12 protein-coding genes are annotated in these 12,564 nt (G+C 71.3%); 5 read left to right on the forward strand and 7 right to left on the reverse strand.

Translation table 11 applies throughout. The features are described from left to right. Window positions 1-60 precede the first annotated feature (60 nt). The gene (locus IU476_RS33480) at window positions 61-678 is read right to left on the reverse strand and encodes a carboxymuconolactone decarboxylase family protein (RefSeq protein ID WP_195106341.1); all 618 of its coding nucleotides are present in this window, start codon (window positions 676-678) and stop codon (window positions 61-63) included. After that, a complete protein-coding gene (locus IU476_RS33485; protein ID WP_195106342.1) occupies window positions 675-989 on the reverse strand; it encodes a hypothetical protein in 315 nt (104 codons plus the stop codon). Before IU476_RS33485 ends, IU476_RS33480 begins: the two co-directional genes overlap by 4 nt. A 168-nt stretch (window positions 990-1,157) precedes the next feature. On the opposite strand from IU476_RS33485, the gene IU476_RS33490 reads away from it, so the two are divergent. After that, the gene (locus IU476_RS33490; protein WP_324194533.1) at window positions 1,158-1,790 is read left to right on the forward strand and encodes a class I SAM-dependent methyltransferase; all 633 of its coding nucleotides are present in this window, start codon (window positions 1,158-1,160) and stop codon (window positions 1,788-1,790) included. 37 nt (window positions 1,791-1,827) lie between these two features. After that, window positions 1,828-3,375, forward strand: coding sequence for a phytoene desaturase family protein (locus tag IU476_RS33495; RefSeq protein WP_195106343.1), 1,548 nt, complete (start codon window positions 1,828-1,830; stop codon window positions 3,373-3,375). Here the strand turns inward: IU476_RS33495 and IU476_RS33500 are convergent. The 3 genes from IU476_RS33500 to IU476_RS33510 form a co-directional block, all read right to left on the reverse strand. Next, window positions 3,372-4,154, reverse strand: a complete 783-nt coding sequence (locus IU476_RS33500; RefSeq protein ID WP_324194535.1) for a class I SAM-dependent methyltransferase — start codon at window positions 4,152-4,154, stop codon at window positions 3,372-3,374. The genes IU476_RS33495 and IU476_RS33500 overlap by 4 nt on opposite strands. Window positions 4,155-4,304: 150 nt before the next feature. Beyond that, complete coding sequence (locus IU476_RS33505) at window positions 4,305-5,213, reverse strand: LysR family transcriptional regulator (RefSeq protein ID WP_195106344.1); 909 nt, start codon at window positions 5,211-5,213, stop codon at window positions 4,305-4,307. 34 nt (window positions 5,214-5,247) lie between these two features. Then, window positions 5,248-5,874, reverse strand: a complete 627-nt coding sequence (locus IU476_RS33510; protein WP_195106345.1) for a DUF459 domain-containing protein — start codon at window positions 5,872-5,874, stop codon at window positions 5,248-5,250. Window positions 5,875-5,980: 106 nt separating this feature from the next. Here IU476_RS33510 and IU476_RS33515 point away from each other — a divergent pair, with 106 nt between their 5' ends. The 3 genes from IU476_RS33515 (at window position 5,981) to IU476_RS33525 (ending at window position 10,219) form a co-directional block, all read left to right on the forward strand. Continuing rightward, the gene (locus IU476_RS33515; RefSeq protein ID WP_195106346.1) at window positions 5,981-6,751 is read left to right on the forward strand and encodes a 2OG-Fe(II) oxygenase family protein; all 771 of its coding nucleotides are present in this window, start codon (window positions 5,981-5,983) and stop codon (window positions 6,749-6,751) included. Beyond that, window positions 6,738-7,520, forward strand: coding sequence for an SDR family NAD(P)-dependent oxidoreductase (locus IU476_RS33520; protein ID WP_228824738.1), 783 nt, complete (start codon window positions 6,738-6,740; stop codon window positions 7,518-7,520). The genes IU476_RS33515 and IU476_RS33520 overlap by 14 nt, the downstream gene beginning before the upstream one ends. A 326-nt stretch (window positions 7,521-7,846) precedes the next feature. Further along, complete coding sequence (locus IU476_RS33525; protein ID WP_195106411.1) at window positions 7,847-10,219, forward strand: lysylphosphatidylglycerol synthase transmembrane domain-containing protein; 2,373 nt, start codon at window positions 7,847-7,849, stop codon at window positions 10,217-10,219. A 37-nt stretch (window positions 10,220-10,256) separates the two neighbouring features. Here IU476_RS33525 and IU476_RS33530 read toward each other — a convergent pair whose 3' ends face one another. Together IU476_RS33530 and fadD5 are read right to left on the reverse strand one after the other, a co-directional pair. Further along, a complete protein-coding gene (locus IU476_RS33530; RefSeq protein ID WP_195106347.1) occupies window positions 10,257-10,868 on the reverse strand; it encodes a cysteine hydrolase family protein in 612 nt (203 codons plus the stop codon). A 44-nt stretch (window positions 10,869-10,912) separates the two neighbouring features. After that, window positions 10,913-12,484, reverse strand: coding sequence for a fatty-acid--CoA ligase FadD5 (gene fadD5, locus IU476_RS33535; protein ID WP_195106348.1), 1,572 nt, complete (start codon window positions 12,482-12,484; stop codon window positions 10,913-10,915). Window positions 12,485-12,564: the final 80 nt, after the last annotated feature.

Here is a 12,564-nt window from a genome sequence, read left to right on the forward strand (position 1 = left end):
TGTGCCGCACCGGCGCGCGGCGGATCCGCGACCACCCGGCGGCGAGCCGTACGCCGCAGGTCAGGTCGCTTTGGACAGGTACTTGACCGTGGGCGGCGTGGAGTATCCGAGCCGGCGCAGGAACCATCGGGTGAGGGTGAGGCCGCGACCCTCGGGCGGGGTGCCGTCCATCGTGTCCATGATGCGGTTGATGGCGTGGAACGCCACGCTGATGCGCACGGCCTCCTCGAGCGCCTCGTCCGCCACACCCGCGACGCGCACGCGCTCCACATCGGCCGCGGTGACCCCGTCGGGGTCCGCGGCCAGCTTCGCGAGGAAGTCCAGCACCACCACCACTTCGATGCGCTGCCCCGATTCGGCGGGCCGCTGCAACGCGCGAATCACCAGCTCGGGCTCCTGGTAGCTCTCGGCGACGGCCTGGTGACAGGTCCGGCAGAACTCGCAGTGATTGCGCGCGGAGGTGAAGGCGGCGAACAGTTCCCGCTCGCCGACGCTCCACGCCGACGGGCCGCGCATCAGGTCCTGCATGTGGTCGCTGAACGGTGTGCCGAAGAAGCGATGCCGGTAGAGCAGCACCTTGATCACATCGGGCACCTCGGTGCGGCCGAGGATGCGCATGGCCCGCAGCGTCCACCGGCCGGGGAGGTCGTGGCTCCGCTCGACGACCTCGAGCCTCATGCCCGCTCTCCCATCGCGCGCAGGGCGGCGCGCAGTCGCCGGTCGGCGGCCCCGACGGCGGCGACCACGGTGGCCTCGAACACCTCGTCCTGGGTTCGGCTCTCGGTCAGGCAGTCGACCTGCTTGTCGGTGACGCGGTAGGCGTGCCGGGCCACGGTGTCGACGAAGCGGGCCAGCTCGTCCGGGAGCGCCGACGCGTCGCCGCCCGAGGCCGCCTTGAATATCGATCTGCGGGTATCGATGGACAGGGCGGCGGGGGCCAGCTGCACATGCTCGACGAAACCGTCCCACTGCTCTGCTCGTGATGCCATGCGCCCATGATGCAACACGGGCCTTCGGCGCGAACTACATTCCGACAGCGCGGTTTTCGGCGGGCTTCATATCTCCGCGACGATAACAGCGTAATAGCGCAGGCCACGGCAGGCCCGCGGTGCCAAGGCCCGGTGACGCCCGCCCGCGGCATTCGTAGACTCGCGATCGTGACCGAACTGGACGATGTGCGACGGACCCGCGACGGCTACGACGAGGTGGCCGAGCTCTACACCACGATGTTCGAACACGCGCTGGCCGGTGACCCGTTCGACCGGGCCGTGCTGGGCGTGTTCGCCGAGCGCGTCGGCGCCGGGACCGTGGCCGACCTCGGGTGCGGACCGGGCCGGATCACCACGCACCTGGCTTCGCTCGGTCTCGACGTTTTCGGCATCGACCTCTCGCCGGAGATGATCCGGCTGGCCCGCGCCGCCCGGCCGGACCTGCGGTACGAGGTGGGCTCGATGGAGAGCCTGCCGATCGCCGACGGCGCACTCGCCGGAATCTCGGCCTGGTACAGCATCATTCACACGCCGCCGCGGCGCGTGCCGGGCATCGTCGCGGAGTTCCGGCGGGTCCTCGGCGACGGCGGGCAGCTGGTGCTCGCGTTCCAGGCCACCCACGCCGACACCGTGCAGACCCACGACCACAAGGTCGCGCCGAGTTTCGTCTGGCCGACCGCGCGGCTCGAGGAGGTGCTGCGCGACGGCGGGTTCCGGACCGTGGCCCGGCTGGTGCGCGAGCCCGACACGGAAGCGCATCCGCAGGGTTACGTGCTGGCGGAACGGTCACCGGCGAGTTGATCGCCGCACGTGGCGGTCGCCGTGATATCCAGGGCAGATGCAGCCGACACGTGCCTCCTACGACGTCGTCGTCGCCGGCGGCGGCCACAACGGCCTGGTGGCGGCCGCGTATCTCGCCCGTGCCGGGCGCTCGGTGCTGGTGCTCGAGCGGCAGGACCACACGGGCGGGGCGGCCGTGTCCGAGCGCGTGTTCGCGGGCGTGGACGCGCGGCTGTCCCGGTACTCGTATCTGGTGAGCCTGCTGCCGCGCCGGATCGTGCGGGACCTGGGGCTGCGATTCGAGACGCGGCGGCGGCGGATCTCGTCCTACACGCCGGTCGGCGACACCGGGCTGCTGATCGACACCGCCGACGAATACCGCACGCGCGCAAGCTTTCTCCGCATCACCGGCACCGAGTCCGAGCACCGCGCGTGGCGGGAGTTCTACGGCGCGACCGACCGGCTCGCGCAGCGGGTGTTCCCCACCCTCACCGAACCGCTGCCGACCCGCGCGGAACTGGAGCGCGTGGTCGACGACCCGGCCCTGTGGGAGGCCATCTTCGAGCGGCCGCTCGGCGAGACGATCGAGGCCGCCTTCGCCGACGACACGGTGCGCGGCGTCGTCTTCACCGACGCGCTGATCGGCACGTTCACCCACGCCCACGATCCGACGCTGCGCCAGAACCGATGCTTCCTGTACCACGTGATCGGCGGCGGCACCGGCGACTGGGACGTGCCGGTCGGCGGGATGGGCGCGCTGACCGACGCGCTGGCGGCGGCCGCGCGCGCCGCCGGGGCGGAACTGGTGACCGGCTGTCCGGTCACCGCGATCGAAACCGACGGCGGCACAGCGGAAGTCCGGTTCGACGGCGGCGCGGTCGGCGCCCGGCAGGTGCTGGTGAACGCGGCCCCGCTCGAATTGGCGCGGCTGCTCGGCGAACCCGAGCCGGAGACGCCGGAGGGTGCGCAGCTGAAGATCAACATGCTGCTGCGGCGGCTGCCCCGGCTGCGGGACACGGTCGATCCGGCCGAGGCGTTCGCCGGCACCTTCCACATCGCCGAGGGCTACGCCCAGCTGGACCGGGCGTACCTGGAGGCCGACGCCGGGCGCCTGCCGACCGCGCCGCCCGCGGAGATCTACTGCCACACCCTCACCGACCCCTCGATCCTCGGGCCGGATCTGGCGGCGCAGGGCGCGCACACCCTGACGCTGTTCGGGCTCCACACTCCCGCAAGCCTTTTCGCCGCCCAGCCGGCGGAAACCACCGAGCAGCTGGTGGCCGCGACCCTCGCGCAGCTGGATTCCGTACTCGCCGAACCCATCCGGGACTGCCTCGCGGTGGACGCGGACGGCCGGCCGTGCCTGGAAGCGAAGACGCCGCTCGACCTCGAACGCGAACTCGGCCTGCCCGGCGGCCACATCTTCCACCGCGACCTGGACTTCCCGTTCCGCCCCGACGACGCCACCGACCCCGCCGCCCGCTGGGGCGTCGCGACCGGCCACCGCAATATCCTCCTGTGCGGTGCGGGCGCGGTGCGCGGCGGCGGTGTCAGCGGCATCGGCGGCCACAATGCCGCCATGGCCGTCCTGGCGAGCGACGGCTAGCGCAGGATCGAGCGAATCACCAAGGTGCGCAAGGGCAGCTCGAATTCGCCGTGGCCGGTTTCGGGGCGGCTCCGCAGAAAAGTGGTTATGCGGGTGAGGATTTCGGCGCGCTCCTCCGGCGGGACGACCAGGGTGTGGGAGTGCGTGCCGATGGTCGCCGCCAGCGTCTCCGCGGTGCGGCGGTGGGTGTGCGGGAAGTAGCGCTGCTCGAAGGGGCCGAAAAGTGGGTGGGCAGGCGCGAAATCCGGATCCGGGCCGCGGAGGGAGACGCCGGACCTGGACACGCGGTCCAGCTCGTCGACCCAGTCGACGCGCCGGTCGTGGGTGTTCCAGAAGGCCGCGAGCACACCGCCGGGGCGCAGCACCCGCGCGATCTCCGGCAGCGCGACCGGCAGGTCGAACCAGTGGAAGGCCTGCCCGACGACCACGGCGTGCACCGAATCATCCGGCAGCGGAATGCTTTCCGCGCTGCCGGTCAGCACCGGGACCTCCGGGTGCTGCCGCTCGAACTCGCGCCGCATGGCCTCGTCGGGCTCGACCGCCGTCACCCGCACGCCCAGCGACGCGAGGCCGCCCGTGAGCTTCCCGGTCCCGGCCCCTAGATCGACGACCTCGCCGGCGGCGATATCGGCGAGCGATTCGAGGGCCCAGCGAATCCCGTCGGCCGGATAGTCCGGCCGGTGCGCCGCGTACGCCGCGGCCTCGGCGCCGAACGAGTTCGCCCGCCGCGCTCGCAATTCCGCCTCGTCCGGCGTCAACGCACCGGTATCTCCCACCACGCGATCATGCTAGTCGCGCGCCGCGGCGCGGTCCCGCGATTTTCGGCCCGCGACAACGACCGCGGCAATCGCCGTACCGCCTCGACGATCCGGGCCAGGGAATCGGCGGAGGCACAACGCGATAGGCAGGATGGTCGGTGGCTCCGGACGTCATTCGCCGGGATTCGCGGCCGCCGTCACCGACACGCAGCACTCGACGAAGCTGCGCACCACCGGATTCGGCTCGCCGCCCGCGGGCCACGCCACACCCACGGCCAGCGGTCCGAGCCCCGTCACGGGCCGGTACTCCACGCCCGGTCGCGGGTAGTAGCGCGCCGAGGACGCGGGGGTGAAGCTCACGCCGAAGCCGTTGCCGATCGCGGTGAGCCATTCGTCGGTGTTGTGGGCCAGCGCGCCGACCACGACCGTGTCCGCCGGCCGGGCGTCCGCGCCGATCCAGAAGTCCCGCCACGCGCCGCTGTCCGGCGGTGCGGCGACGAACGGTTCCGACCACAGCTGTTCGAACGGGATCTCGGCGTGCGCGGCCAGCCGGTGCCCGGCCGGCAGTGCGACCCACCGCGGTTCGGTGAACAGCTCGCGCAGCCGGTAGGTGTGCTGGTCCGGGAACGGCAGCCACACCAGGGCGACGTCGACGTCGCCGGTGCCCAGGCCCGCGCTGGGCTCGAGCCAGCCGAACTGCCGCATGTCGACCCGCCAGTCCGGGTTGCGGCGGCCGAACTCGGCGACGATCGCGGCGGTGAATTCGTGTGCGGCGCTGGCGATGAAGCCGACCCGCACCACCCGGGCGGCGTGTGCGGCGCTGCCCTTGGCCGCGCGCAGGATCCGGTCCCAGTCGGCCAGCAGGCCCGGAACCTGTGCCGCCAGTACGCGTCCGGCCGCGGTCAGGGTCATGCCGGTGCGCGACCGCTCGAACAGCTCGACGCCGAGCCGGGCCTCCAGCTGCTTGATCTGCTTGGTCAGCGCCGGCTGGGACACATACAGCCGCTGCGCCGCGCGGGTGAGATGGCCCTCCTCGGCCACGGCGGCGAAATAGCGCAACAGGCGCGTGTCGATGTCCATGGCCTCAGGCTATGGAAAGCGGCCGGTCCCGCGATCACCGGACGACGGGCAGACCGGCGCTCGGTTCGGACAGCCACAGCAGCCAGTGCGGCACGATCAGCGCGGCGAACTCCTCGTAGCCTGCGGCGCTGGGGTGGTAGCCGTCGCCCGCGGAGACCTCGTGCATCCAGGTTCCGCTGTGCCGCAACGCCTGATGCACGCGAACGTACGAAACTCCCTCGTTGTCACAGACTTCGGCGAACGCGGCATCCAATTTCTCGGTGCGGTCGTTGTGTTCGTCGTCGTCGACCGGCGGCGGCGCGACCACCAGCGTCGGCCAGCCGTGCGCCCGGGTGCGCCGCAGCATGTCCGTCAGGTGGGCCACCGACTCCTCGGTGGGCACCGGCGGGCGGCCGTCCAGCGGCAGGGTGTCGTTGACGCCGAAGGAGAAGACGACCCGCCCGTCGACCTCGGCCGGTAATCGGCGTACGCATTCCGCTTCCCAGCGCTGCGCGACAGCCGCGGAACTCTCCCGCCGCACACCTAGGTTGTAGTAGGTCAGCGGCTGACCGGCCCCCGCCGCGCGCGCCGCGAGGCGGCCCGCCCAGCCCAGGCACTGACGGTCGCCCAAGCCGGCCACCAGGGAATCCCCCACGAAGCAGATACGGACATCTCGAACCACCGTGTGATGGTTTCACGCCGCGCGCCCGTTGTCGGGACAAAGGCCGGAATCCACGCACGATACCTACGCAATAAGATCGCGGTGGTTTGTCCGGGAGGGAGTTCGCATGGCAACAGAGGCACCGCTGCCGCGGTGGTTCACCGATCTACTGGCACACCGCCGCTGGATCCGCCGGACCCGCCCCTTCCCGCACGTCTACGTGCGCGACGTCTTCGCCGACGGCTTCTATCGGCGGCTGGCCGAGGAATTCGACCGGGTGCACCGGGAGCCGGGACGGTTCACGCCGGTGTCGGACGGGTACAGCGCGACGGGCGTGAGCCTGGCCGCGGTCCGCAACGGCCCGCTGGAGGTGTTCCTCTCGCGCGCCTGGCACGACCTGATCGAGCGGGTCGCGGCGGTGCGGGTCACCGGCGACGTGGAGGGCTCGCTGCATCACCACGCGCCCGGCGGCCCGGCCGGACGGCCGCACCACGACCTGGCGCCCGCGTGGTTTCCGGCCACGCCGCCGGAGCCGGCCGCGGTCGGCCTGCCGGACAACGCGATCGATCTGCGCACCGGCGCGCGCCCGGCGGGCACGGCGGCGCGGGAGCTGGTGCGCGCGGTCGCGGTGCTGTTCTACCTGAACAACGCCCCGTGGCGGCCCGGCGACGGCGGCGAGACCGGGCTGTTCGGCGAGGTCGGCGCGGCGGAGCCCGTGCCCACGCTGGCCGTTCCGCCGCTGAACAATTCGATGCTGGTGTTCGAGTGCACCCCGCGGTCCTGGCACACCTTTCTGGGCGCCAACACCGCGGCCCGCAACAGCGTGGTGATGTGGCTGCACCGGCCCAGGGACGAGGCGGCGCGCCGCTGGGGAGGAGACCGCATTGCCGACTGGTGAGAACCGCCGGGTGTGCCTGCTGACCGGAGCGGGCGGAATTCTGGGCGACGCGTTCTGCCGCGCGTACTACACCCGCTACGACATCGTGGCGGTGTGCCGCACCCGGACGCCGGCGGCGCCGTCCCAGGAGGAGTGGTTCATAGACCCGCTCGAGCCCTCGAAACCGTTGCCGGAGAACGATTCCCGGGTGTTCGTGGTGCGAGCCGACCTGACCCGCGAGGGCGAGGTCGAGCGGGTGGTGGACCTGGCGCTGGCGAAGTTCGGGGGCGTGGACCTGCTGGTCAACAATGCCGGGTACGCGAGCACGCAGCCGCGCGGGATCGTCGACGGCGATGCCGCGCTGGATCGGTTCGATCCGACCTTCACGATGAATGTCGCTGTGCCGCTGCGTTTCTCGGCTCGGCTGGCGCAGCGCTGCTGGCTGCACAGCGATGCGGACAACCGGGCGCGCAACCGCAATGTCGTGAACGTGTCGAGCATCTCGGGTTCGCAGGTGTTCCCCGGCGGGCAGGCGGTCTACGCGGCGTCGAAGGCCGCGCTGGACCAGCTGACCCGGCACCTCGCCGCCGAGTTCGCCGAGTTCGGTGTCCGCGCCAACGCCGTCGCCCCCAACTCCTTCCCAGCCCTGGTGCCGACCGAACGGGTAGCGGCGGCCATCACCGAACTCGACGCCGGAACCATGACCGGCGGCGTCTACAGCGTGGACGCCCCGGCGGCCCCGGCCACCGACGGCCGCCCCGCCCGCACGGCGGCCGAGCAACCGGGGTGAACGAGGACGGCGACGACACCCGGCGCACCGGCGACACGGTGCGCCGGAACAGCGACGGTCGGCAACGCACCGACGGCAAGGTGCGCCGGAACAGCGAAGGCACGCAACGCACCGATGACACGGTGGGCCGGGGCAGTGCCGGGACGCAGCGGACCGGCGACAGGATGCGCAGGGAGATGGCACGCCGGGCGGAGCGGCTCGGGGCCGCAGGGGTGCGGGTGCGACGGCGTGTTGGCGGCGGGCGGGTGGCAACGCTGCTGCATACTCTGTCCCGAGCCGACCCCGGGACCGACGCCGCTCCCTCGATCCGAAAGTTCCGATACGACATGCGAGTCGACGGACGGGAGATTCCCGTCTCCGGCAGCCTGCTGCAACCGCGGATCCGGCGCACCAGCGACATCATTCGCGTGGTGCTGTCGGCTCTGCTGGTGGCGCTCGTCGTCGCGGGCTCGGTGATCACGCGGCCGCGCTGGGAGGCGCTGGAGCGCTCGCTGTCCGACATCGTCGGCTTCCTCACGCCCGAGCAGTCGAATCTGGTGTATCTGCTCTACGGCGTCGCGATCGTGGCGCTGCCGTTCGCGATCCTGGTCCGGCTGATCTTCCGCTGGCAGTGGACGCTGCTGTTCGGCTACCTGGCGGCCGGGCTCATCACCGTGGTGCTGCTGTCGATCACCGGCACCGGGATCTCCGCGCCCCAGTGGCATCTGGTCGTCCCCGAGCAACTGGACACGTTCCTGTCGCAGTTCCTCGACGACCCGCGCTGGATCGCCATGCTGACCGCGATGCTGACCGTGGCCAGCCCCTGGCTGCCGGTGTCGTGGCGGCGCGGGTGGTGGGCGCTGCTGCTGGCGTTCGTGCCGCTGCATCTGTTCGTAAGTTTGGTCGTCCCGTCGCGGGCGATGTTCGGACTGGCGGTCGGCTGGTGTGTGGGCGCGGTGATCGTGCTGCTGGTCGGAACGCCCGCGCTGGAGGTGCCGCTCGATTCCGCCGTGCGGGTGCTGGCCAAACGCGGCTACACCGTCACCGGATTCACGGTGTTGCGACCGGCGGGTCCGGGACCGCTGCAACTGTCGGCGGAGACCGGGCCGGAGCACCGGCTGATCGTGGAGCTCTACGGCCAGAACCAGCGCAGCTGGGGCATGCTGCGGCAGGTGCGCCGCTGGCTGACCTTCCGCGCGGGCGAGCGCGCCCCGGCGTTCGCGTCGCTGCGGCGGGCGGTGGAGCATCGGGCGCTGATGGGCATCGCGATCGGCGATTTGGGTCTGGCCAGCAACAAGCCGCTCACCGTCGCCGCGCTCGAACGCGGCTGGACGCTGTACGCGCACACGGTTCCGCGCGGCGCGGCGCTGTCGTCGTCGGACGGCGAGGTGGTGCTGACCAACGTCTGGTACGCGCTGCAGAACATGCATCGCGCCCAGATCTCGCACGGCGACCTGCGCGCCGAGGAGATCCGGGTGGTGGAGGGCCGGGTGCTGTTCGGCGGGTTCATGTCCGCCGAGTTCGGCGCCTACGAGTCGCGGTTCTCCTCCGACGTGGCGCAGCTGCTGCTGTCGACCGGCGCGCTGTACGGCGTGGCGCCCGCGGTGCGCACCGCGATCCAGGTGCTCGGCGCGCAGGCCGTGCTCAATGCCTCACGGCGACTGACGAAGTCGGCGCTGCCCGCGCACGTGCGCAATTCGGTGTCCGAGCCGGGCGCCCTGATGAAGCGGGTGCGCGAACAAGTTCAGCAGCAGACCGGCGAGGACCGCATCGAGGCCGCGCGGATCACCCGGTTCTCCCGCGGCCAGATCATCCAGCTGGTGCTGCTGATCGGCCTGGTGTACGTCGCCTATCCCTACATCAGCCAGGTGCCGACCTTCATCACCGAGCTGCGCACCGCCAACTGGTGGTGGGCGCTGCTCGGGCTGGCGGTGTCGGTGGGCACCTACGTCGGCGCGGCGATGGCGCTGTGGGGCTGCACCTCGGAGTCGGTGAACTTCCCCAAACTGCTGCTCGCGCAGGTGGCCAACACGTTCGCCGCCACCACCACGCCCGCCGGGGTCGGCGGTCTCGCGCTGAATGTGCGGTTCCTGCAACAGAATGGGCTGGGCGCGGTGCGCGCGACCGCGGCCGTGGCGCTGCAGCAGGCGGTTCAGGTGATCACGCACGTGGTGCTGCTGCTGTTCTTCAGTGTGGCGGCGGGGGTTTCGGCGAATCTCGGGCACTACGTGCCGAGCGCCACCACGCTGTATCTGGTGGCCGGTGCGCTGCTGGGACTGCTCGGCATCGCCATGTTCGTGCCGACGGTGCGGCGGTGGCTGCGCACCGAGGTCCGCCCGCAGCTGGCCGAGGTCGTGAACGAGCTGCGGTCGCTCGCGCACAGCCCGACCCGGCTGGCGATGATCGTCGGCGGGTGTGCGGCGATCACGCTCGGCGCGGCCGGGGCGCTGTGGGCCAGCATCGAGGCGTTCGGCGGCAGCGCCACTTTCGTGTCGGTCACCGTGGTCACCATGATCGGCGGCACGCTCGCCTCCGCGGCGCCGACGCCGGGTGGTGTCGGCGCGGTGGAGGCCGCGCTCATCGGTTTCCTCGGCGCGTTCGGGGTCGAGCCCGCCATCGCCGTGCCCGCCGTCCTGCTCTACCGCGTCCTGACCTGCTGGCTGCCGGTGTTCTGCGGCTGGCCGATCATGCGCTGGCTCACCGCGAACCACCAGATCTGAGGACGGCCCCACCGAAGGTCTTGGGGCGGTATAGCTTTCAGCCGATGCCCAGCTCCTCCAGGGCCTGGGCGGAGGCGAGGCTGCCGGCCGTGGTCAGCTCGAGGTTGGCCAGCGAGGCCTCGTGGGCCTGCGCGGCGGCCGCGGTGACGCAGTCGGCGAGCACGTGCACCGTGAAGCCGAGGTCGGTGCCGTGCCGGGCGGTCTGCTCGACCGTGAGATTCGTTGCCACGCCGGTGATCAGCAGCGTGTCCACGCCGCGGCCGGCGAACCAGTCGGGCAGGGCGCTGCCGGCGAGCCCGGACAGTTTCTGGTTGTCGAACACCGCGCCCCGCGCGGCCTGGTCCGCCATCGCCGGAATGATCTGTGCCCCCGGCGCTTCCGGACGGAACTCGGTCTGCGCCGCGGCCACCGACCGCATGAATCCGGTGTTGCGCACCAGCCCGCCCTCGCCGACCGGGATGGTGAAGCGGGTGAACACGACCGGCAGCCCGGCCTGCTGCGCCGTGGCGTGGAACACGGTGGCGCGGTGCACGACTCCGCTGGTGGCCACGGGCTCGGCCAGCATCGGCCCGAAGAATCCCTCGGGCTCGATGACGTTCACCTGCCAGTGCAGGGCGAGGACCGCGGTGCGCGCGCTATCGAGAGGCATGAAACACATACTGCCGCAACCACAGTGCGACCGCCCGGTGCGCGCTAGGCCGAATACTCCTTGCGCAGTTGCACCTTCACCACCTTGCCGCTGGCATTGCGGGGCAGCTCCGGCACCAGCACCAAGTCCTTGGGGTGCTTGTAGCGGGCCAGGTTCTCGTTGAGGAACGGTTCGAGTTCCGCGAGGGTGAGCGTGTCGTCCGGATTCGTCAGGGCGACAACGGCGACCGGGACCTCGCCCCACTTCTCGTGCGCGCGGCCGACCACGGCGGCCTCGTGGATCTTCGGGTGCGCGAACAGCACGTTCTCCACCTCGGCGCAGTAGATGTTCTCGCCGCCGGAGATGATCATGTCCTTCTTGCGGTCCACCACGTAGACGAAGCCCTCCTCGTCGACCCGGACCAGGTCGCCGGAGTGGAACCAGCCGCCGGCGAACGCCTCCGCGGTGGCCTCGGGCTTGTTCCAGTAGCCCTGCATGAGAGTCGGCCCGCGGTAGACGATCTCGCCGATCTCACCGGGCGCGACGTCGTTCATCTCGTCGTCGACGATGCGGGCCTGGATGGTCGGGATGGGGCGGCCCACCGAGCCCAGCTTGCGCAGCGCGTCGCGGCCCTCGAGCACGCAGGTGATCGGCGACATCTCGGTCTGGCCGAACACCGCGACGTTCTGGGCGTCGGGGAAGCAGTCGGCCATCGCCCGCAGCACCGTGTCGGAGGCGGGGGCCGCGCCCCAGCTCAGCATCTTCAGCGCCGTCTTGCGCTGCTTGACCGTCGGCTCCTCGCAGATCAGCTGCCACTGCGCGGGCACGCAGAACGCGGTGGTGGCCTGCTCGGCCTCGACGGCGTCCAGGAATTCGGTCGGGTCGAACGCGCCCAGCGGGTGCAGCACCGTCTTGCTGCCGAGTTGGAAAGCCGGTGCGAGGCTGCCCAATCCGGCGATGTGGAACAGCGGCGAGGTACAGAAGCCGACCGACTCGGGGGTCAGGTCCATGGCCCGGATGCAGGTGAGCGCCTGCGCGGTCATGTTGGTGTGGGTGAGGATCGCGCCCTTCGGGCTGCCCGTGGTGCCCGAGGTGTACATGATCAGGCAGGGGGTGTCCTCGGGGATGTCCAGCGGGACGTGCGGCTCCCCCTCCTCGGCCAGCGCGTCGTCGTAGCCCAGGACGCCCTCCGCGCTCTGCCCGCCGATCACGACGCAGGTCTCGAGCGCCGGGGACTGCGCCATGACGCCGGTGGCCAGCGGCTGCAGCACGGTGTCGGTGACGACGACCTTGGCGCCCGAGTCCGCGACGATGTAGGCCACCTCCGGCGGGGTGAGCCGGAAGTTGACCGGCACCGCGATGGCGCCGAGCGCGTTGATCCCGAACACGGCCTCCAGGTACTCGGGGTAGTTGAGCGCGAGGATCAGCACGCGGTCGCCGAAGCCGACCCCGCGGCGGGCGAGCGCGTCGGCGAACTTCTGCGAGCGCTCGTGCAGCCGCTTCCAGGTGGTGTCCCGCCCGCGGTACCGGATCGCGACGCCGTCCGGGCGCATCAGCGCATGCGTGGCCAACTGGTTGTTCCAGTGGTTGCGCCGCGACCGGATCGGCTCGTCGAGCGATGGGGCACCGGTGGTCATGCTGTAGTCCTCTCAGGCCGTCGGCTGAACATTCGTGAGAATACCAACTAACTTTTCATCGTGACAAGGGTTACAGAGAG

This window comes from Nocardia blacklockiae (genome assembly GCF_015477355.1).
Lineage (GTDB): Bacteria > Actinomycetota > Actinomycetes > Mycobacteriales > Mycobacteriaceae > Nocardia > Nocardia blacklockiae.